The sequence below is a fragment of the Vibrio maritimus genome (genome assembly GCF_021441885.1).
GTDB classification, from domain to species: domain Bacteria; phylum Pseudomonadota; class Gammaproteobacteria; order Enterobacterales; family Vibrionaceae; genus Vibrio; species Vibrio maritimus_B.
This window is the reverse complement of record NZ_CP090438.1, coordinates 1,464,909-1,486,242: the sequence shown is the minus strand read 5'-3', so window position 1 is coordinate 1,486,242 and position 21,334 is coordinate 1,464,909. Positions and strand designations below refer to the sequence as shown.

At 44.7% G+C, this 21,334-nt stretch carries 16 protein-coding genes; 9 read left to right on the top strand and 7 right to left on the bottom strand.

The window, feature by feature from the left end:
* Positions 1-26: 26 nt before the first annotated feature.
* Positions 27-317 (bottom strand): hypothetical protein, encoded by a 291-nt coding sequence (locus LY387_RS06805; RefSeq protein WP_234495809.1) that lies wholly within the window; start codon positions 315-317, stop codon positions 27-29.
* A gap of 727 nt (positions 318-1,044) precedes the next feature.
* Here LY387_RS06805 and LY387_RS06800 point away from each other — a divergent pair.
* From LY387_RS06800 to LY387_RS06780, 5 genes are all read left to right on the top strand, one after another.
* Entirely contained in the window at positions 1,045-1,929 is an 885-nt protein-coding gene (locus LY387_RS06800) for a sigma-70 family RNA polymerase sigma factor (RefSeq protein WP_234495808.1), read from the top strand.
* A gap of 74 nt (positions 1,930-2,003) precedes the next feature.
* The gene (locus LY387_RS06795; RefSeq protein WP_234495807.1) at positions 2,004-2,687 is read left to right on the top strand and encodes an oxidoreductase; all 684 of its coding nucleotides are present in this window, start codon (positions 2,004-2,006) and stop codon (positions 2,685-2,687) included.
* A gap of 167 nt (positions 2,688-2,854) precedes the next feature.
* The gene (locus tag LY387_RS06790; RefSeq protein WP_128649488.1) at positions 2,855-4,222 is read left to right on the top strand and encodes an L-cystine transporter; all 1,368 of its coding nucleotides are present in this window, start codon (positions 2,855-2,857) and stop codon (positions 4,220-4,222) included.
* A gap of 162 nt (positions 4,223-4,384) precedes the next feature.
* The gene (locus LY387_RS06785) at positions 4,385-5,524 is read left to right on the top strand and encodes a permease (RefSeq protein WP_234495806.1); all 1,140 of its coding nucleotides are present in this window, start codon (positions 4,385-4,387) and stop codon (positions 5,522-5,524) included.
* A 174-nt stretch (positions 5,525-5,698) separates the two neighbouring features.
* The gene (locus LY387_RS06780; protein WP_234495805.1) at positions 5,699-6,658 is read left to right on the top strand and encodes an aldo/keto reductase; all 960 of its coding nucleotides are present in this window, start codon (positions 5,699-5,701) and stop codon (positions 6,656-6,658) included.
* 54 nt (positions 6,659-6,712) lie between these two features.
* Here the strand turns inward: LY387_RS06780 and LY387_RS06775 are convergent, their stop codons facing one another.
* Both LY387_RS06775 and xylB read right to left on the bottom strand, forming a co-directional pair.
* Entirely contained in the window at positions 6,713-7,687 is a 975-nt protein-coding gene (locus LY387_RS06775; protein ID WP_234495804.1) for an aldo/keto reductase, read from the bottom strand.
* 59 nt (positions 7,688-7,746) lie between these two features.
* Positions 7,747-9,198, bottom strand: a complete 1,452-nt coding sequence (xylB, locus tag LY387_RS06770) for a xylulokinase (RefSeq protein ID WP_234495803.1) — start codon at positions 9,196-9,198, stop codon at positions 7,747-7,749.
* 150 nt (positions 9,199-9,348) lie between these two features.
* Here xylB and LY387_RS06765 point away from each other — a divergent pair, with 150 nt between their 5' ends.
* On the top strand, positions 9,349-10,641 hold the full coding sequence (locus LY387_RS06765) for a DNA-binding transcriptional regulator (RefSeq protein WP_326492000.1): 1,293 nt from the start codon (positions 9,349-9,351) through the stop codon (positions 10,639-10,641).
* 58 nt (positions 10,642-10,699) lie between these two features.
* Here the strand turns inward: LY387_RS06765 and LY387_RS06760 are convergent, their stop codons facing one another.
* The 3 genes from LY387_RS06760 to LY387_RS06750 all read right to left on the bottom strand — a co-directional run bounded on the left by LY387_RS06760 (position 10,700) and on the right by LY387_RS06750 (position 15,813).
* Entirely contained in the window at positions 10,700-13,066 is a 2,367-nt protein-coding gene (locus tag LY387_RS06760) for a glycoside hydrolase family 3 N-terminal domain-containing protein (RefSeq protein WP_234495802.1), read from the bottom strand.
* A gap of 149 nt (positions 13,067-13,215) precedes the next feature.
* Complete coding sequence (locus LY387_RS06755; RefSeq protein WP_234495801.1) at positions 13,216-14,328, bottom strand: substrate-binding domain-containing protein; 1,113 nt, start codon at positions 14,326-14,328, stop codon at positions 13,216-13,218.
* A gap of 96 nt (positions 14,329-14,424) precedes the next feature.
* Positions 14,425-15,813: a glycoside-pentoside-hexuronide (GPH):cation symporter gene (locus tag LY387_RS06750; RefSeq protein WP_234495800.1), complete on the bottom strand. Its 1,389-nt coding sequence runs from the start codon at positions 15,811-15,813 to the stop codon at positions 14,425-14,427.
* Positions 15,814-16,148: 335 nt separating this feature from the next.
* Here LY387_RS06750 and xylA point away from each other — a divergent pair, with 335 nt between their 5' ends.
* The 3 genes from xylA (at position 16,149) to LY387_RS06735 (ending at position 19,660) form a co-directional block, all read left to right on the top strand.
* Complete coding sequence (xylA, locus tag LY387_RS06745) at positions 16,149-17,468, top strand: xylose isomerase (RefSeq protein WP_234495799.1); 1,320 nt, start codon at positions 16,149-16,151, stop codon at positions 17,466-17,468.
* Positions 17,469-17,593: 125 nt separating this feature from the next.
* Positions 17,594-19,210: a glycoside hydrolase family 43 protein gene (locus tag LY387_RS06740; protein WP_234495798.1), complete on the top strand. Its 1,617-nt coding sequence runs from the start codon at positions 17,594-17,596 to the stop codon at positions 19,208-19,210.
* A 249-nt stretch (positions 19,211-19,459) separates the two neighbouring features.
* Entirely contained in the window at positions 19,460-19,660 is a 201-nt protein-coding gene (locus tag LY387_RS06735; RefSeq protein ID WP_234495797.1) for a hypothetical protein, read from the top strand.
* Between the two features lie 155 nt (positions 19,661-19,815).
* Here the strand turns inward: LY387_RS06735 and LY387_RS06730 are convergent, their stop codons facing one another.
* Positions 19,816-21,282 (bottom strand): glycosyl hydrolase, encoded by a 1,467-nt coding sequence (locus tag LY387_RS06730; RefSeq protein ID WP_234495796.1) that lies wholly within the window; start codon positions 21,280-21,282, stop codon positions 19,816-19,818.
* Positions 21,283-21,334: the final 52 nt, after the last annotated feature.

The following is a 21,334-nucleotide window of genomic DNA, read 5'->3' as shown; positions in this document are numbered from 1 at the left end:
AATTATAGGAAAGGGTTTGAACCCGATTAAGCGGGTTCGTTTGCATTCAACTCAGTGAACAGAAGTGCCAGTCCATCATCAGAGATTCCTGACTTAGATAGATGACAAGATTGACAGTTTTTTTGGCCTTGAGTGCAATGCTGGCTCATCAACACGCTGTCTAAGTTGCGTGTCCCTGCCTTGCAGTCAGCCTCTATGTTCTTAAATATATGGCATTCTTCTGCGCCTGGAATATCTACGACCCCTACGATAGAAACACCTTGTGATTTAGCGAGCAGTAGTAGCTCTTCGAGTTTTTGTTGTAATTGTTCATTCATTGTAACTGTATCCAAACTAGAAACTAAGCACTCTATCGTTAGCTTAGACTAAAGTTTAAGTCGTTGTGCCGTTTCGACATATAACTTAACCAAAAGTGATAGGTTTATCATATTCTACATATTTATATAAATTATATAAAGTCACTCTCTTATGTAATATTCTTGTAAAACAACCACCTACACTCCTCTCTCTTACAAAGCATTTTGGGCACAATGTCACAATTTTTCACCCTTACAAAAATACGACAAAACCTTCCAAACCCTTACAAGCAAAAAGTAGATAATACAAAATTAGGATAGGTTTCTAGAACTTTTGGTTACACAAAGCGAACGAACAAGCATTAGTGACCAGTTAGTCAATTAACGCATTATTGTAAACCCTGTATTTTCATTATGGTTTACAAGCGATCACTATATTTCCTCCCTATTGTTACCCTCAATATTAATTATCATTATCAATAATATTAGTCCTTATTTATCAACAAGATAAATATGCATCCAATTTTATAAATTCTCCTAGCTGCTATAACAGCCACCTGACTTAGTTTCTATTGAGTCTTTAATCTAAATAGCTGCTTAAAAAAATGTTAACGCCGTGTTTGATTTTTATTAACACGGGCTGTCATTCGATAAAAAAATATAGTAATTTGATATTTCGACAGGAAACGAAATTCATGTCGTTTATAAATCTAATAATAACCAATTAAGCAGTTGGTAAGGGGGTATTTTGAAAGTAGTAGAGAAGCATACTCACCACAGTTCAACGAACAGGGAAGACGCTGCCAATATTGGTACTAGCTATTTTAAACAGGTTTCTAACCACAACCTGTTAACAGCTGAAGAAGAGAAATTACTAGCACGCAAGGCTCGTGCGGGTGATACACAAGCGAGACAAGGCTTAATTAACGCGAATTTACGTTTAGTTATTAGAACTGCCAAACGTTATTCTAATCGCGGTCTCGATTTCTACGACCTTATTAATGAAGGTAACATCGGATTAATACAAGCCGTGGACAAATTTGACCCTGAGCTTGGATATCGCTTTTCCACCTATGCAGTGTGGTGGATTCAGCAATCTATTGATCGTGCCATCATGAATCAAGGTCGTACGATTCGTGTTCCAGTACACGTGACTAAGCAAATTCGTGAGTGCAGTAAAGCGGCGCACCAACTTCGTAAAGAAGGCAAACATGAACCCACGTCTGCTGAAATCGCTGAAAGAACTGGACGCTCACCAGAAGAAGTAAGCAAACTACTTAAACTCTCTGAGCAATCATTATCTCTAGATAATGGCTGGGATGACGACGGGGACAAGAAAGACCACCTTCAAACTATTGATGACGATGATGTGTTCGAACTGCCTGAACGTGACATTGTCACGCAAAATATGAACAAGGCATTGGTTAATCTTGTCGACGGCTTGCCGGATAAGCATAAAACTATCCTCTACCATCGTTTCGGTCTGCTCGATGATGAGCCAAAAACGCTTGAAGAAGTCGGATTGATCGTTGGTGTGACAAGAGAACGAGTAAGGCAGATTCAAAAAGTGGCGATGGAAGCATTGCGCGATCAGCTCAGAAAGCAGAATCTCACCGCCGCGGAAATTGATTAATTTTGCCTCTATCACAACACGTTAGCGAATAATTGACTATAGTCCCACTACATCTCGATGAGTGGGACTTTTTAATGCACAATGACTTTAGAGTAATGATCGCTGGCGCTTCTGGTCTGGTAGGCAGCAAACTGCTGACTTTACTAGAGCAAACTGACCACATTGAGTCTATCTACGCACTTTGTCGCTCTCCTCTAAAACATCAACATAGCAAAACCACTCAGATCATGGATGGCGCGCTTAGAGTCACTCAATGGGATGACAGTCGCCCTACTCCAACGCTTGGCTTTATCTGTTTAGGCACCACGCTTAAAAAAGCAGGCAGCAAGCAAGCACTTGAAAAAGTCGATGTTGATCTTGTCTGCGACGTGGCACAAACGATGAAGATGGTTGGTGTTAAACGTATCGCCGTGGTCTCAAGTCTAGGAGCATCAGCTCGCTCTCTTTCACATTACCTCAAGTGTAAAGGCCGAGTTGAAAGCCGAATCAATCAAATGGGCTTCGAGAAAGTGGTATTTATGCGTCCCGGTCCTTTGGCAGGGCGTGAAGAAGAGATCCGATCAGATGAGGTATTTGTACAGAAGCTATTTACCGTACTTTCACCTTTAATGCGTGGTCCTCTTCGTGCTATCGCTCCTATCCCCGCAGACTATGTCGCAAAAGCAATGCTCTACAGTGTGTTAGAGCTAAGTGATGCTAAGTCAGTCGCATATAACTCTGCAAACATGCGCGACCTTCTTAACCAATATACAAAGTAACTCGCAAAAACCAACGAACCACGTCCATTTATATAACTTTCAGTTCTAGTTCATAACATTTACTTATTGTGAACGCTTCTCATCAAACGGTATTTTAGCCGTCTACACATCCAATCCCCATATTCTTTATAGGGATTACGTCAGTTGAAATAAAAAAGGATATTTACATGTCAATTGCAGTTATCGCATCGCTAGCGGTATTTTTGGGCATTCTCTATTTCTTGTATGGGCAGCAACAAAAAAACCATACTCTATCCCGTCTTGTGCTATTTGGTCTTGTATTAGGCAGTGCTTTTGGTTTGTCGCTTCAGCTTATTTTTGGCGAAGGACACGCAGCAATCGGTGGTACGTTAGAGTGGGTCAACGTAGTCGGTCGTGGTTATGTTGGTCTTCTGAAGATGATCATCATGCCGCTCGTATTGGTATCTATGATTGCCGCGGTAGTGAAGCTTGAAAAAGGCGGTTCACTTGGCAAAATCAGTGGATTAACAATATCTGTCCTACTCGCTACTACGGCGATTTCTGCGCTCATTGGTATTGTCGTTACTCAAGCGTTTGGCTTAAGCGCCGAAGGTCTGACAGAAGGCGCTCGTGAAACGGCTCGCATTGCAGTACTTGAAAACCGAGTTGACCGTGTTAGCGACCTAACGATTCCGCAAATGCTAGTAAGCTTTATCCCTACTAACCCATTTGCTGACCTAACTGGCGCTCGTTCTACTTCTATTATCGCCGTGGTTATCTTTGGCGTACTAACGGGTATTGCTGCCCGTAAAGTCATGGCAGAAAAAGAAGAACTCGAATCCCCAATCCGCACATTTGTGGAAGCGACTCAATCTGTTGTGATGCGTCTTGTTAAGATGATTATGGCGCTTACTCCATACGGCATTGCCGCACTGATGGCAAAAGTCGTCGCGACGTCAAGCGCTGGTGACATTTTAAACCTACTTGGATTTATCGTTGCATCTTATCTAGCCATCTTCCTGATGTTTGTTGTACACGGTGTGCTTGTGTCACTAGTTGGCGTTAGCCCAAAAGAGTACTTCCAGAAGATCTGGCCTGTGCTGACGTTCGCATTCTCATCTCGTAGCTCAGCAGCGACTATTCCGCTTAACGTAGAAGCTCAGGTAACGAAACTTAACGTACCACCAGCGATTGCTAACCTATCAGCTTCTTTTGGCGCGACAATCGGTCAAAACGGTTGTGCGGGCATCTACCCAGCAATGCTCGCGGTAATGGTTGCTCCTTCCGTTGGTATCGACCCTATGGACATCAACTTCATCCTGTCTCTGATTGCTATTATTACCATCAGTTCATTTGGTATTGCTGGTGTTGGTGGTGGTGCAACATTTGCAGCCCTAATCGTATTACCGGCAATGGGACTGCCTGTTACAATCGCTGCATTGTTGATTTCTATCGAGCCTCTAATCGATATGGCACGTACTGCATTAAACGTTTCTGGCGCAATGACAGCGGGTACTATTACAAGTCGATTGCTCAAAAAGAAAGAAGCATCGCTCGAAGAAGCGAAAGCCTAACCCGCTTAACAACCCCTTCTAGTAAAACAGCGCCTGATGGCGCTGTTTTTGTTTATATTCAATGAGTTAATATTTATTTCGAATTTTATCGAAATAAAAGCTTGATCTATGCCTAGTTATTTCTATAATTCGAAACATATCGAATTATTAGGAGGAACTAATATGAGCCCTGAATTCCTTTCCATGGCGACCGAGACAGCGAACATGTTCGCTTTTCTCGCAACTGAGTTAATCATTCTGTTTTTGGCAATTAGCTACATCGTCGGTGTACTACAAGAGTTTCTGACTCCGGAAAAGATCCAATCTATCCTGAGCTCAAAAAACGGCAGAGGCTATTTTGTCGCAGCCTTGCTTGGTTCTATTACCCCGTTTTGCTCATGCTCGACCATTCCTTTCTTAAAAGGATTGCTTCGCGCTCGCGCAGGGTTTGGACCTATGATGGTATTCTTGTTTGCAAGCCCACTACTTAACCCTGTCATCATTGGACTATTTGTGGTGACGTTTGGTATCAAGGTCGCGGTCTTCTATTTTGCAATTGCTATGTTTGTTTCTGTGACTGCAGGCTATGTACTAGAGAAACTAGGCTTTGAGCGTTATGTAAAACCCGAGGCGTATGAGGCACAAGCTGCGAGTTCATGCGGCACATCATGTGGTGACAGCAAACCTGCAAAAGATGAAAAATCATCTTGTGCAACCTCTACAAGCTGTGGGTCACCGAAGATTGAGTCATTAAAGCCAGTAGCCGCTAGTTGTACGGCAGACAGCTCTTGCTCAGCGCCAGCTCCTGCGACATCTTGCTGCTCGGAGAAAACGCCAGAGCCGACTATTACTAACATCAATGCTGACGGGACGGCTTGCTGTGACACAACAGCTGCAACACCAAAAGAGGACAATCGTTGGGTTCGCATTTGGAAATCAACGTGGAAAGACTTCAAACAGGTTTTCCCGTACCTAATGGTTGGTATTCTTCTAGGGTCATTTATTTATGGATTTATTCCAACTGACCTTATCGCGCAATACGCAGGCGAAGGTGTTTGGTATGCGATTCCTATTGCAGCAGTAATTGGTATTCCACTCTACATTCGTGCGGAAGCGGTCATCCCACTGAGCGCAGCACTCGTGCAAAAAGGCATGGCGCTAGGCTCAGTAATGGCTTTAATCATTGGTAGTGCTGGCGCAAGTCTAACGGAAGTCATCTTGCTAAAATCTATCTTTAAAAATCAGATGATTGCAGCATTTTTGGTGGTTATTCTAAGCATGGCTATCAGTGCAGGTTATCTATATAGCTTTATGTTTGGTTAATCGTATCAAATCAGTGAGACAACAGTGTAAGTTGTCTCACTGCTTTTCAGGTCTCACTTCTCTTTATCAGATCTATCAATCCCGTTATGAAAACTAATGTCCGTCTTCCTATCACTTACTCGCTGAAATAACATAATTCCATTGCGTTACTTCATTCAGTAAAAGGATAAACAGATGACACCTACGCACCATCTCATTACGGGTAGAGCAATGCCCAGTATAGGTTTAGGCACATGGAAAAGTGACCAACCTAATGAAACCTACAATGCGATAAGAAGCGCTCTAAAACTGGGTTATCGACATTTTGACTGTGCTTCAGGCTACGGCAATGAAAAGGAAGTCGGTCTCGCTGTTAAAGACGCGATTTTGGAGGGCGAAATTACTCGCGAAGAGCTGTTTATTACCTCTAAATTATGGAACGCTTTTCATCACCTATATGATGTGCAGCCAGCTCTTGAGCGCACCCTTGACGATCTTCAACTGGACTATATAGATCTCTATCTTATGCATTGGCCAGTGGCTATTAAATCACATGTTGGTTTTCCTGAGAAAGGCAGTGACTTCATTTCTCTCGATGAACTGCCTTTAAGCGTCACGTGGCTAGCGATGGAAAATCTAGTAAAACAAGGGCTCGCAAAAGACATTGGCGTTTCCAACTTTAGCGTCAAAAAGTTAGAGGAAATCATCGATGCAGGCTCGATTGTACCAGCAGTGAATCAAATTGAGTCGCACCCTTATCTACAACAAAGCTCTCTCATAGAGTTTTGCCGTGATAACAAAATTTGTGTTACCGCCTACGCACCGCTTGGCTCAGGCGATCGTCCAGATTCATTGACAAAACTCGATGAACCATCACTTCTCGATCATCCAACAATCAAGAGTATAGCAACAATGCATCAAATGACCGAAGCGCAAGTGCTTATCGGCTGGCAACTCAATCGCGGGCTGACCGTCATTCCAAAGTCGAGTAATCCTGATAGGCAGGCACTCAACTTAGCCTCTTCGGCGCTGCAATTAAGTGAAAATGACATGGCTGACATCGCGGCGATGGACAGACATTATCGCTATCTACACGGAGAGTTCTGGGTGATGGAGGGGAGCCCATATACGCTAGAAAATGTTTGGGACGAATAAGTGAGTTTACGGTAGTTCAGCTAGTGCTGACTCTACCGTAACAACATAGATCAACTACTTCGACAGCAGTAGGTCTATCTCAGACAATTGTGACTGAGTCAGTGCTCCTTTCTCCAACGCACCAATATGTCCGCGCACCTGCTCTACCGTTCTAAATCCCGGGATGGGAACATTATTTGGGCTTGCAGCCCAAAGCCATGCCAATGCACCTTGAGTTAATGTTCTCTCATCACTGGTCAAAATTGCTTTAAGTTGTTCAAGCTTAGCAAGAAGCTCTGGTGCTGGCTTGCCATCTTTAAAATAGGTCATCCACTCCGGAGAAATCTTTCGAATGTCTGACGACGATAAGCTTGAACCATCGGTGTATTTACCAGTCAAGAGTCCCATTGCGAGAGGGCTTCGGTTCAGACCCGCTAAGTTATGTTTCTCGCAGACAGCCATCATGGCATGATTTCGATTGAACACATTACTTTCAAACTGAACAGAGGTATAAGCGTTGCGGTCAGTGAGTGACTCAGCTCGCTCTATGTCATCCGTACTCCAGCCATAACTGCGAATTTTACCTTCTGCTACTAAGACATCTAGCGTGTTAGCCACGCAATCAACGTGCTCTACTGGGTGGTCACCGATGTGGAAATAGAATATGTCTAGGTAATCCGTTTTTAGGCGACGAAGGCTGTTTTCAAGCATGGCTCTAATCTCACCGGGTTGATGAAAAGCGCCCAGCACTTGCTTGGTCTCTTCGTTGGCATCAAAGCCAAATTTGCTGCTAAGCACAACCTTGTCTCGGCGACCTGCGATTGCCTTACCAATGACATACTCACTGTGCCCTGCCCCGTAAATATTCGCAGTGTCAATCAAGTTGATGCCGTTATCGAGCCCCTCGTGTATAGCTCGAATAGATTCTCTGTCATCAACTTCTCCCCAGCCAAGAGGCGTATCCCCTTCCCAGAATGGGCCGCCAATAGCCCAGCAGCCCATACCGAGCGCGCTTACTTCGATGTCGCCTAATTTGCGAGATTCAATCATCGTTATCTTCCTTGAAAAATGCCACCCGAGTGGGTGGCAATGGTTTGACTTAGACTGTTTTAAAACAGACCTTTTAATTGTTTGTACAGTGTTTGATAAGTTGCTCGTTTACTTTGATAGTAAGCTTGCTTGTCTGGGTTTGGCATGTGGCTCTGTACGAGTTCAGGTACTGGGCACACGTCAGATAAAGTGGCCCCCTCTTTTGTACCAAGTACAGCAAGTCTTGCTGCACCAAGCGCAGGACCAACTTCACCACCTTTTCTGTAAACCAGCGGCATTTCAACAATATCGGCAAGCATTTGACGCCAATACTCACTTCTAGCACCGCCACCAATCAGCGACACTTCGTCTGGAATATTCTTGGTTACGTGCAAGGCATCGAATCCATCTGCAAATGCAAAACCAACGCCTTCAAGGACTGCTTGCGCCAGTTCAAGCTTGGTTGTTGAGTGAGTCATTCCGAAAAATACGCCCTTTGCATTCGGGTTGTTATGGGGGGTCCTTTCACCCGATAGATAAGGTAAGAACACCACCTGTGACGACTCATCTGCGTTCTTGGCAACGTCTGCGATCATCTCACCAACGTCTTCAAACCCAGTCAGCTCAGCGACCCAACTTAAGCAGGAAGCCGCACTAAGAATCACGGACATGGTGTGCCAGGTATTCGGCAGCGCATGACAGAAACTGTGCAGCGCTGACTCAGGATTCGAGACAAAACCATCACTTACTGCGAAATACACACCAGATGTACCCAGCGATAGCATCGCTTGTCCTGGTTGAGTAATCCCGACGCCAACCGCACCCGCAGCATTGTCTCCGCCACCAGCGATCACAGCTACCTGAGGCATTTCCCATGCATTCGCGATCTCAGGACTCAAAATACCAGTTACTGCGCTGCCTTCAAAAAGCTCTGGCATTTGAGAGACAGATAACCCCGTTGCAACAAGAAGCTCCTCACTCCACGCACGCTTCTCTACATCCAACCAACAAGTACCAGCAGAATCAGACATGTCCGACGCGAAGTCTCCGGTCATTTTGAAACGCAAATAGTCTTTAGGCAGCAGTACCTTATCGACTTTTGCAAACACTTCAGGCTCGTGGTTTGCCACCCATTTTAGCTTCGGTGCCGTAAAGCCAGGCATCATAATATTGCCGATAATATCACGAGAGTTTGGCACAGCCGCTTCAAGCTCTTTACATTCCGCCTCACAGCGTCCATCGTTCCATAAGATCGCAGGCCTCAATACATCACCATTTGCATCAAGAAGCGTCGCACCGTGCATTTGTCCAGAAAGACCAATCGCAATAACATCACTCAGGTTTACTGAGGCTTTGAGACCATTAATAGATTCACATGTCGCTTCCCACCAAGCGCTAGGATCTTGCTCCGACCATAATGGCTTAGGGCGAGAGACCTCCAAAGAGACGGTACAAGAAGCAATGATCTCACCCTGCTCCGTCATCGCGACAGACTTAACTCCCGAAGTGCCTAAGTCGATACCTATATACATATTTGTTTCCTTTAACTTCTCATATTTAGTTGCGCGATCAGACTTGCATTTTTCCGCATAGCCTACTGCGTCTAATCTGTATTCAGTATCTGCCTAGCAGGCGTGTCAAACAATTATGTTTTTTTACAGGTGAATTCACGGATTTCACGAGTGAGTCTGAGATCACACCACGCGCAGAGAGTCGCTGATAAACTCAATTTCGAAACTGATAACACCATTAATAAAAATCAGGGCACCATGGATAAACGTTTTCGAATTACGCTGCTATTTAATGCCAATAAGGTCTATGACCGAGAGGTCATCGAAGGTATTGGTGAATACCTACAAGCATCTCAGTGCGATTGGGATATTTTTCTTGAGGAGGAATTCACAACACACCTAGATAATTTTCATAACTGGAAAGGCGATGGCGTCATCGCCGATTTCGACAACCCCAAAATTGCTGAACTGCTAAAAGACTCAGATATACCGGTTGTCGGTGTAGGGGGATCTTATGAAAATGATGAAGACTACCCAGACATCCCTTATGTCGCTACCGATAACCAAGCACTCGTTGAACTGGCATACCAACATTTACGAGAAAAAGGGTTAGAAAACTTCGCCTTTTACGGTAAGCCACACGACAAGTGCAACCGCTGGGCGCACGAGCGCGAGAAAGCCTTCTCAAATATTGTCAAAAAAGAGGGTTACACAGGCTCAATTTATCGGGGCAGTGAGACCAACTCTAGAACCTGGACCTATGATATGAATCGGTTGGCGGATTGGCTACAACGCCTACCTACCCCGACAGGAATCATAGCCGTTACTGACTCACGAGCTCGTCACCTGTTACAGGTTTGCCAGCACCTTAACATCATGGTGCCAGACAAGGTGTCCGTTATTGGCATCGACAACGAAGAACTTGCGCGATACCTTACGCGAGTATCATTGAGCTCTGTAGGGCAAGGTACCAAACAGATGGGTTATCGTGCAGCTAAGATGCTTCATCGTCTTCTAGATGCCAAAGACAAAGACGAAGCGGCTAACCCAAACCAAGTATTGAAACATGCCCGAGTTATGGTTCCACCGACTCAGGTATTTGAACGTCAAAGTACTGACTATCAAGCGCTAAAAGATACCTATGTTATTCAAGCGATGCACTTTATCCGCCACAATGCCTGTAAAGGAATCAAAGTTGATCAAGTGCTAAGTTATGTCGGTATCTCTCGCTCGAATATGGAGGCGAGATTTAAAGCGGAGCGTGGACACTCAATCCATCAAGAAATCCACAACTCCAAGCTCAAGCGTGCATGTAACCTGCTTGGTAACACGGAACTGCCGATAGTCGAGATTGCCGAGTTGTGCGGTTACCCTTCACTACAATATATGTACACAGTCTTCAAAAAGAACTTGGACCAAACACCGAAAGAGTACCGCGAGGCGTCTGTTAACACTGCTGACTAATCAGACTGCATTTACCCAACCAAATTAAAAAGGAGAGGCCCCCCTCTCCTTTTTAATGCTATGAAATCGAAGTTTCACACACCATACGCCACTGTTGCGGCAGAATTCGTGTCTTACCCTTCACGGTAATAGTCTCTTTAAACACAATATCGGTTGATGACTTTCCAATCATAATGTCAAAGTCACCCGCTTCCACAATTCTCTGATGAAGATGGTTGGTCAAGTTGAGCATATCGACAGGTAACGAGAAGCATAACGTTTTCTGTTCTCCTGGCTCCAAAAACACCTTACCAAACCCTTTTAATTCTCGAATCGGGCGGACTAGTGAACTAATCAAGTCTCTCACGTACAACTGGACAACCTCATACCCTGCCACCTGACCTGTATTCCGCACGCTCATGGTAACCTCGATAGATTCGTCGTGCTCCACCTCATGAGCTTTGATGTTAATATCATCATACTCAAACGTCGTGTAGCTCAGACCGTATCCGAAGGGGTAGTTCGAACCAAAGTGGTAGGCAATCGGAGTACCGCCGCTCTTTAGCTTATGATTATAGTAGTAAGGCACAGCGCCAACATTCTTCGGAATAGATACCGTCAGACGACCACTCGGATTTACCTTGCCAAGCAGCGCATCGGTAATAGCTTGCGCGCCGCATTGTCCTGGAGCCCAGCCATACAAAATAGCCGCAGCTTCGCTCTCGGCTCGCCCTAAGTTGTATGGACGACCGCCAGTAACAATCACAACAACGGGTTTGCCAGAGTCTAACGCCATATCGATAAGCCCTTGTTGTACACCCGGTAAATCGAGGCTATCAGCATCAGACCCTTCTCCAACCGTTCCTGTTTGGAAAAGCCCAGCAAGGTCACCCACGCAAACAACAGCAACCTCTGAGTCTTGAATGACACCACCAGCTTCGATAAATCCTGATGTATCCATATCGATTGGAGAATCTAAGCACTGCGATAGCGCAAGGTCGACATCTCCTGGAAATACAGGGGCATTCGCATGTCTTTCTGTCAGGATATTGCAGCCCTTTGCAAAGCACACACTATCAAAAGCTTGCTCAAATGTTTCGCGCAAGGTTGCCGCAACTCGCGCATCACTCTCTTCACTGCTAAGAATTAGATGGACAGGGAAGCTATAACCCCCTAATAGAGCGAGTTGATCATCCGCCGTCGCCCCTAATAAGGCAACTTTTGTTTGATTAGACAAAGGAAGCAGTCCATCGTTTTTGAGCAGCACTATAGACTCCGCAGCGACTTGGTACGCAAGTCGCTCTGATTCTTCATTGTGCAAAGGCTCAGCAGGTAACTCACAGTAGGGATTTTCAAACAGTCCTAGTTTAAATTTCATCGTCAGAATGCGTGTCACAATTTCGTCTAGCTTAGTGATAGAGAACTCTCCTCGTTCCATGGCAAGTTCCAGCTTTGTTGAGCACGCATCATCAGGCAGTTCGATATCAAGACCAGCATTAAACGATAGAGCGGCAGCACCCGCTGAGTCCGAAGCGATACCGTGATGAGAGTACAGCAAGTCAACACCACCATAATCAGCAACCAATAACCCATCAAATCCCCAGCGATGACGAAGCACTTCGGTCAGTAGGTATTCAGAAGAATGGCAAGGCTCACCATCAATGTCATGGTAAGCAGGCATAATAGATCCCGCGTTACCAAGCTTAACCGCCATCTCAAAAGGTAAAAGAAAAGTGTCATTTAACTCTTTAAAGCCAATGTGGACCGGCGCATGATTGCGAGCCCCTTCACTGAATGAATGTCCAACGTAATGCTTGAGTGTTGCCAATACATCGCGCTTCGCACCTTGTAAACCTTTGACATAAGCGGTTGCGAGCAAGCCGACATGATAAGGGTCTTCTCCTAAGGTTTCCTCGGTTCGCCCCCACCTTACATCTCGAGATACATCCAGAACAGGCGCCAACCCCTGATGGGCACCCACTGCCCTAACTTGCCTGCCAATGTCGGATGACATTTCTTCGATGAGTGCAGGGTTCCATGTATGACCGTAGTTAAGTGAAGATGGATAAAGCGTCGCATCTTTTGACATCAAGCCGACCAAACATTCTTCATGAGAAAGTGCTGGTATTCCAAGCCGCGTTTGATTAACCAAATAATCTTGCAACGCGTTAAGAGCTTTTACTCCTTCGACAGGCGAGACAGAGTGAGTACCAAGAGGACGAGTAATTTGTCCAATACCATGTTTAAGGCGTTCATGAATTGGCTTTTTCGACTCATGAGATCCCATCTCTAAATCTCGGTCTTGGTGGTCACCATGCTCGTCGAGGATAAGCCATTGAGCACCTAACTGCGCCATTTTCTCCAGCAGGGTCATTCGTGATAGAAGATCGTTAACGCGCTCTGCTGTGTCAACATTTGGATTCTTGTAAAGGTCTTTGTAAAGCATAGTCTGATACCTGTTTCGTTCTTGATATCCGTACTATGTATCAATCCTGCATTGGATTATGGGCGACTCGATCTAATTGCCAAATTCGTACATTCAGTTACCAGATAACGTCCTTTTGATCCTTATTTACAACTCAACGACTGCATGATTTACAACACAACCACGGCATGCTTCGCATTGTGTTGACGGTACTTCGCCGGTGACAAGCCTAGCTGCTTAATAAAAACCTGAGATAGGTAAGACTGACTGGGGTAACCACACTGTTTTGCAATACTCTCCATACGGTCATTTGTGGTCTCTAGCAGATGTTTAGCACGCTCTACACGGAGATTGGTTAAATATTGATGAGCAGTGACACCGTGAACGATTAGAAACCGAGTATCCAATGTCTTGCGTGAGATTCGGCAGAAATCCGTGACCTGTTTGATCTTTATATTAGAATGGAAATGATTTCGCATATAAAGCTCGGCTTTTACCACAACCTTATCTTCATCCCCTTCACTTGCAGTAGTTTTCGCATGAATGACTGTGTTTGATGAGAACAGCTTAGATACTGACCGCTTGTAACGAATTACCTGTTCTAGCGTCTCCATGCAGCTACGCCCAAGTTCAAACGGATCAAGCTCTACCGAACTTAACGGCATAGGTGACAACAAACGTTCAGTGTCGTCATAGTCGGTACCAATAATCGCGACTTGCTCTGGCACATTGATGTTTTCTAACTCGCATACCTCTGCTATGCGACGAGCTGACCTGTCTGACGAACAATAAACACCTAAAGGAAACATCCGACTTTTAATGGCATCGTGTACATTGTCGCAATAGTTAAGAGAGTGTTTAGGGGCCGCTCTTTGAAACGCTTTGTGTCGCTCTTGACTCCATGGCGTAACAAGATCTTGCTGGTTTGCGAAATACCCGACATGCATAAGTCCGCTTTTTGCAAAAGTGCGGATTGCTAAACGAGCTAGCCCTTCATTATCGAGAATGACAGAAGACAAAGTATCAGGGAGATCAACCGGTGAATGATTGGCATACACCACACGCTTTGCGCCCAATGTATTAACGAGGTGTTTTACTGCTGGTTTATTGTAATCCGCAATAACGTAATCCCACCTTTCGCTGAGTATGTAGTCTAAGTTACTCGCACATTCTAAATAAAGACTGAGCTTGAGATCGGATTCATCAGAACGAGCTTTGATACCCTTAAGCACTTGGCGGTCAAAATAGACCATGCTGTCGAGAAGAATAAGCAGCTTTTTCATAACTTACTTCCTAAGATTAGTGCTAAAAAAAGCCCTACTGGTGAGTAGGGCTTATAACGGCTTATCAGGAGCGACAAGACGTTTTAGGGGTTCTCATTAGCCTAGCTCTGCATTGTGAGCAACAGGTTTACGTTGTTCGTTCTCTTTCGCATCAAGAACAAGGAGTGCTTTGATCTTCTCTAGATGTTCGTTGTCTAGTTTGTAGAGCATCATAAATACCGCAATTGAAGCGAAGAATACGCCAGGTATTACTGTGTAAAGTAAGTTAATAGCTGTGACTGCCTCAGCAGTTTGCGTCTCCGCACCGCCCACATAACCTGACCAAGCGAGAATCCAACCTACTGCTGCGCCACCAATCGCAATACCGAGCTTAATCGCAAATAGATTGGTTGAGAAAACCATACCGCTTAGTGAGCGATTGCTGCGCGTTTTCTCATAATCGACAACGTCCGACATCATGCTCCATAGAATTGGCGTTGTACTCATTTGAACCACACCAAGAATAATCACTAGGGCAAACACCATAAATACATTCTGAGGGTCGACTAAGAACAGAACCGCTGATAAGAAACCTGAAGCAACAATCAGCGCACGATATACCTTTGGCTTGTCGTATTTACCAAGCACTGGCGCAGAGAATATAGCGCCGACGATGTTAGCTAGCATACCAGTAACCATAAAGGCAGTAGCCAGGTCCGCTCGTCCCATAACCGTGTTCACGTAGTACATGGTGGAAGCACCTTTAAGAACGATACCGGTCAGAAGGACAACATTGACGATAAACAATACGCGCCACTGGTTATTCTTCATTAGAAGCTTCAAGTCATCCCATACAGACTGCTTTTCTTCAATCTCTGGAACGCAACGCTCGGTGGTGTTAGCAAAGCTGAAAAAGAACAATGCAATCGCGCCCAAGCCCATAACTGCCATCGCGCCCATATAGCCTTTTTGCACGTCCCCTTGACCAATAACATCCACTAGCGGTAGCGCAACCATAGCCACGACCAAGCCACCAGCAGTACTCAGTGCGAAACGATAAGACTGAAGAGAAGTACGCTCTTTCGAGTCGTTAGTCATCGCGTTCGCTATAGCACAATACGGAACATTAATAGCCGTATACATTAACGTTAAAAATATATAAGAAACATAGGCATAGACTATCTTACCTGTCTCGCCGAAGTCTGGGGTAAAGAAGGCTGCCATACAAGCTCCCCCAAACGGAATCGCCATCCATAACAAATAAGGGCGATAACGACCATGTTTCGATTTCGTTCTATCTACAATAGAGCCCATGATTGGGTCAGTTACCGCATCGATAAAGCGGACTAACAAAAACATGGTTCCCATATGGGCAGGCGACAAACCGTAAATATCGGTATAAAAATATGCAAGAAATAGCATTACTGTCTGCCATACAAAGTTACAGCCAGTATCGCCTAACCCATAAGCTATCTTCTCTTTTACGGATAACTTGATAGTGTTCATTTTAATTCTCCGGGTACCTAATGTGTCTGCTTCACATTCTTGACGCATCGATAAATTAATTCAATTTACCCAATCTGGTTACTAATTTACGATATTTTTCATATGTGATTCAAATCGCCTAATCTCATATCATAAAGTCTTAGTTTTATTAAAAATCAATAACTTAAAAAACCCCCTAAGCAAAAAATGGAAAAACAAACCTTATTTTTGAGAACTAGGGCACATTTAGTAAATAGGTGAAATTTGGTATCAAAAATCATAATTGATGGTGTGGTCGAAAAGGTTGAATATTAAATACGAACGAAGTCCACAACCAGAAAATTGGAAATTAGGCTATGACTGAATTTTTTAAGAACATTAATAAAATCAAATTTGAAGGAAAAGAATCGACGAATCCTTTAGCGTTTCGTCACTACGATGCGGACCGCATGATTCTCGGTAAGTCGATGAAAGAGCATCTTCGTTTCGCTGCTTGCTACTGGCATAACTTCCGCTGGCCTGGTTCTGACGTATTTGGTGACGGTACTTTCGACCACGAGTGGTTAAAGGTATCAGACCCAATGGAACACGCTCGCGTTAAAGCGGATGCTGCATTTGAGTTCTTCTCAAAGCTAGATGTCCCATATTACTGTTTCCACGATACTGATGTTGCACCGGAAGGCGCTTCTATCAAAGAGTACGTAAACAACTTCCAAACAATGGTTGATGTATTAGAGCAGAAGCAAGAAGAAACAGGTCTTAAACTTCTTTGGGGTACGGCTAACGCATTCTCACATCCGCGTTATATGTCAGGTGCAGGCACAAACCCAGATCCTAAAGTATTTGCTTATGCTGCAACTCAAATCTTCAACGCTATGGGTGCAACTAAGCGCCTTGGTGGTGAAAACTACGTACTTTGGGGTGGTCGTGAAGGCTATGAGACACTGCTAAACACTGACCTACGTCAAGAGCGTGAGCAGTTAGGTCGCTTGATGCAAATGGTAGTAGAACATAAGCACAAGATTGGCTTTAAAGGTGCAATCCTAATTGAACCTAAGCCGCAAGAACCAACTAAGCATCAGTACGATTACGATACTGCAACAGTTTACGGTTTCTTGAAGCAGTTTGGTCTTGAGAACGAAGTTAAAGTAAACATCGAAGCGAACCACGCTACGCTAGCAGGTCACAGCTTCCACCACGAAGTAGCAACAGCTACATCACTAGGTCTATTCGGCTCTATCGATGCTAACCGCGGTGACGCGCAACTAGGCTGGGATACTGACCAGTTCCCTAACAGTGTTGAAGAAAACACACTAGTGATGTACGAAATCCTAAAAGCAGGCGGTTTCACTACAGGTGGCTTCAACTTCGACGCACGCGTTCGTCGCCCTTCTATCGACCTAGAGGATTTCTTCCATGGTCACATCGGTGGTATGGACGTAATGGCTCTATCACTTGAGCGTGCAGCTGACATGATTGAGAACGACGTTCTATCTAAGAATATTGCACAGCGTTATTCTGGTTGGAACGAAGATCTTGGTAAGAAAATCCTAACGGGCGATCTAAACCTAGAGCAGGTGGCTAATTACGCGGTGGATAACAACCTATCTCCAGTGAAAGAATCTGGCCGTCAAGAACATCTAGAAAACATTGTGAACGGGTTCATCTACAAGTAATCCTTGTGTGAACATTTGCTTCAAGCCCAAGTATAATCGGGGGATGTGCTTGGGCTTTTTTATTGCGTGCGTGTTGAGTTTTCTCAGCACCTTTTTCAATGCCCTTTCTTTGTGAGTATTTTCCAATGACGCAAACTATTCAAAATCCTGTACTTAAAGGTTTTAATCCTGATCCATCAATTGTTCGTGTTGGTGATGACTATTACATTGCGACGTCAACATTTGAATGGTTTCCTGGCATTCAAATTCATCATTCAAAAGACTTAGTCAATTGGCGTTTAGTCAGCCATGTCCTTACTCGAACCTCTCAACTTGACATGACTGGTATGGACAACTCAGAGGGTGTGTACGCTCCTGCCCTAACCTATGCGGATGGTAAATTCTGGGTGTGTTTTTCGAATGTACACTCTTGCCGTGGTGGTAACTGGATGGCAACACCAAGCTTTGTGGTGACCGCAGACAATATTGAGGGTCCCTGGAGTGAGCCAACACCGATCGGTAATTACGGTTTTGACCCATCGCTTTTCCATGATGACGATGGAAAAAAATACATGCTAAACATGATCTGGGATGGGCGAGCAAAAACCAACTTCTTCGGCGGCATCGTCATGCAAGAGTTCGATGCTGAACGTGGTGAGCTCGTGGGTGAACCTCGAAACATCTTTGAAGGCACGTATCTGGGCTGTACAGAGGGTCCACAGATGCTCAAGAAAGATGGTTACTATTATCTCATCACTGCAGAGGGCGGCACTGAACGCAACCATGCAGTGACAGTTTGCCGTTCAAAGAATGTTTGGGGACCTTACGAGGTGCATCCAGATAATCCAATTCTAACAAGTCGCTTCCAAGAGGACGCTGAATTGTCTCGCGCTGGCCACGGATTTTTAGTCGAAACTCAGCAAGGCGAATGGTACTTAAGCCACCTCTGTGGTCGACGTATTCCAAATCCCGAGGGCTATCAGTTTATTCCCAAGTATGACAATGGCTTTTCTATTCTTGGGCGTGAGAGTGCAATCCAAAAAGCACATTGGGAAAATGGTTGGCCATACGTAACTACAGGTAAGACGCCGGTCGTGGAGGTTAACGCGCCTGAACTCGAACCTTGCCCTTGGCCAGAACTGCCAAAGACCGACAACTTCGATTCACCAGAGCTTGATATCAACTTCCAAACACTGAGAGAGCCGTTAGATGATTCTTGGGCTTCACTGACTGAAAAGCCAGGTTACCTGAGACTAAAAGGACGTCACTATTTAAGTTCTCGTTATCAAAATAGCTTGGTTGCACGCCGATTCCAAAGCCACTATGCAACGGTAGAAACTAAGTTGGAGTTTAATCCAACAACACCTTACGAAATGGCGGGGCTAAGCGCTTATTATGCTCGAAATGGTCACTATTTCTTGAAAATGACTGCTAACGATGCCGGCGAGAAAGTGCTACAGATTGCGGGAAACATTAACGATGTTTATGGCGAGTATAGTGAAGAGGTCCGTATTGGTGATTGCGACGCGGTCTATCTTCGCCTAGAGCTTAAGTGCCAGTGGTATCAGTTCTCTTATTCACTTGATGGTGAAAACTGGCTAACTATTGGTCCTGCGCTCAACAGTACCCCTTTATCTGACGAAGGTGGACCGGATATCTTTAGATTCACAGGTAGCTTTGCAGCGTTGTTTGCTTGCGACATCACAGGCAGAATGCAGCCCGCGGATTTTGACTACTTCAGCTATCAGGAACACGAAGCATAAGTATTAGTTCCCCTAATCGTCGCGATAGATTGAAATACCAATAGCATCTAATTACTAAACTATGGCTATCGAGCTTTTGTTCGATAGCCATTTTTTATGTTGCACGTCCGTAAACTAAGCTCTTATTCTGATCTATTAATTACGAGCATTAAAATTTTATGAAAGTTTATTACGGACATTGATCACATTTTTATTTCATTGTATAGTTATTACACCAACTTTGGTAACAAACTTACAAGGAGCACTAATATGCTATCAGTAATTAAGAATCTATTCGTACCAACAAAAGACTATGCAGGCCGTAACATTGACGCAGTGATCGAACGACTAGCAGCGCAAACTAACACAGATGTCCACGCTTGGTCGTACCTAAACGAATCAGCCGTGTATGAAAATACAAAGACGGGTATGCGCGTTTATCGTCACGAGGTATCAAAACGTGCTGCATAATAATCTATCAATTCTAAATCAATCAGGGTGGGCGGTGTCGTCCTCCTTAGATCAGCTCTAATCCTCCCCAAGCCTCGACCTTACTACGAAAAAACAAAAAAGCGCCACGTAAACGCAGCGCCTTATAAATCAATGTTTCTGAGACCTTTCGACAATTATCGTCTGTCAAAAACCACGTAGTCCGTGTTTAGTGCCGTATCACCGGTTTCCCACTTGATGGCTACATCAGCCCCTTCTGGGATATCAACTCGCATCTCTACTTTGTTGTACGTTCCAACCCAAGAACCTGTCGAATCGAACTCTATGTCATAAGATCGTTGACCGTTGACAAACAGGCCAATTTTGCCTGACCGTTCCGACGCATAGCGAATCACAAAATAGTTAGACTGAGGGACACCTTTAAAGGTCAAAGAGTCACCCAACTGATACATATATGCCATCCCCTTGCCGCCTGCTGCAGCGCCATCTGGGTAGATACGTACATTGCCGGTTGGCGTCGCATCTTCAGCCTGCCATTGGTTTTCTTGTGGTACAGTGTCTTCAGCGGCTTTGTTTCGTGCTTGTTTCAACTCATCGTAGTCGTCTGGAAGCAAGAAGATTGGTGGAATGGCAACCGTTGACGTAACCAACCACTCTTCTCTCTTGATGGTTCTGCGCCATTTATTCGCGATGTATAAGTTCGATTGAAGGCGTGTGTCACCCCAACCTTGACCTTTCCACATCGGCTGTACATCCCAGTCGGCATTGATGTACGCGATGATTTTGATAACGTCTTGGTTTTCTTTTAGATGATTCAAAAAAGGCTTGAACCAGCTATCCCATGTTTTCTTACCATCATCCAGCATCAGGTTATAACCGCGCGGAGTAAGCTCTGCAATCATTACCGGTTTTCCACGTTCACGAGCAATGCGCAGCATCTCTTGTCCCGCCAGTTTTGGGTCGTGGTTGAAGTATGAATAGGCTACCCAGTCTACATAAGCATCGCCTGGATAGTAGCTCAATAGTTCCTCTCTATCTTCTTCATAGCCACTGGATTGCCACACGTATTCAACGTTATCAACATTAAGTTTGTTTAAACCATCAACAATACGTCGGTATGCCTCTTTATAATCATCAGAAGCGTAACCATTCCAACTACCCTCAAACTCATAACCGATTCGCAGGTAAACCGTTCTTTCTGATTGACTGATCCAGTTAGCCAATTTGGAAATGTTACTGTCTAACTTACCCGCGTTGATATCATCAAGTTGGTCTACCAAGTAGAGCCCCATCGCGATATCAACGCCCTTAAACGCGTCACTTTCTAAGTAGAGATTTGCGTGGTTATCACCCGCGCCGTAGTTCACCTTCTGCTCGAGACCTTCAAGATCTTTTAGACTGGTATAAACCGTTACACCGCTTGGGATGCCAAAATAGTCGACATAGCCTTGGTCGTAATCTTTTAACCCACCAACTGCACCAAGGTCTTGGCCTACAAATAGTTCAATGGGCTTTTCTGCAATGTCTGCAGGTAGTGCTTTCGGCGCCGTATCCACCGCCACCGTGTTTGGCTGACTGCTACACCCCGCAATGATGACAGCACTGGCCACAGAGGCAATAACAGGGATAATAAGTTTTCTCATATAAAATCCTTTCTTTGAGGTAAAAAAAAGGCCCCGGAGGGCCTTTGGTATC

Coding starts and splice junctions, on each gene's coding strand:
- LY387_RS06730 (WP_234495796.1), bottom strand. CDS start 21,282: ATGAGAAAACTTATTATCCCTGTTATTGCCTCTGTGGCCAGTGCTGTC.
- LY387_RS06775 (WP_234495804.1), bottom strand. CDS start 7,687: ATGATTGAATCTCGCAAATTAGGCGACATCGAAGTAAGCGCGCTCGGT.
- LY387_RS06795 (WP_234495807.1), top strand. CDS start 2,004: ATGCACAATGACTTTAGAGTAATGATCGCTGGCGCTTCTGGTCTGGTA.
- LY387_RS06750 (WP_234495800.1), bottom strand. CDS start 15,813: ATGAACACTATCAAGTTATCCGTAAAAGAGAAGATAGCTTATGGGTTA.
- LY387_RS06735 (WP_234495797.1), top strand. CDS start 19,460: ATGCTATCAGTAATTAAGAATCTATTCGTACCAACAAAAGACTATGCA.
- LY387_RS06805 (WP_234495809.1), bottom strand. CDS start 317: ATGAATGAACAATTACAACAAAAACTCGAAGAGCTACTACTGCTCGCT.
- LY387_RS06790 (WP_128649488.1), top strand. CDS start 2,855: ATGTCAATTGCAGTTATCGCATCGCTAGCGGTATTTTTGGGCATTCTC.
- xylB (WP_234495803.1), bottom strand. CDS start 9,198: ATGTATATAGGTATCGACTTAGGCACTTCGGGAGTTAAGTCTGTCGCG.
- LY387_RS06755 (WP_234495801.1), bottom strand. CDS start 14,328: ATGAAAAAGCTGCTTATTCTTCTCGACAGCATGGTCTATTTTGACCGC.
- LY387_RS06740 (WP_234495798.1), top strand. CDS start 17,594: ATGACGCAAACTATTCAAAATCCTGTACTTAAAGGTTTTAATCCTGAT.
- LY387_RS06780 (WP_234495805.1), top strand. CDS start 5,699: ATGACACCTACGCACCATCTCATTACGGGTAGAGCAATGCCCAGTATA.
- LY387_RS06760 (WP_234495802.1), bottom strand. CDS start 13,066: ATGCTTTACAAAGACCTTTACAAGAATCCAAATGTTGACACAGCAGAG.
- xylA (WP_234495799.1), top strand. CDS start 16,149: ATGACTGAATTTTTTAAGAACATTAATAAAATCAAATTTGAAGGAAAA.
- LY387_RS06785 (WP_234495806.1), top strand. CDS start 4,385: ATGAGCCCTGAATTCCTTTCCATGGCGACCGAGACAGCGAACATGTTC.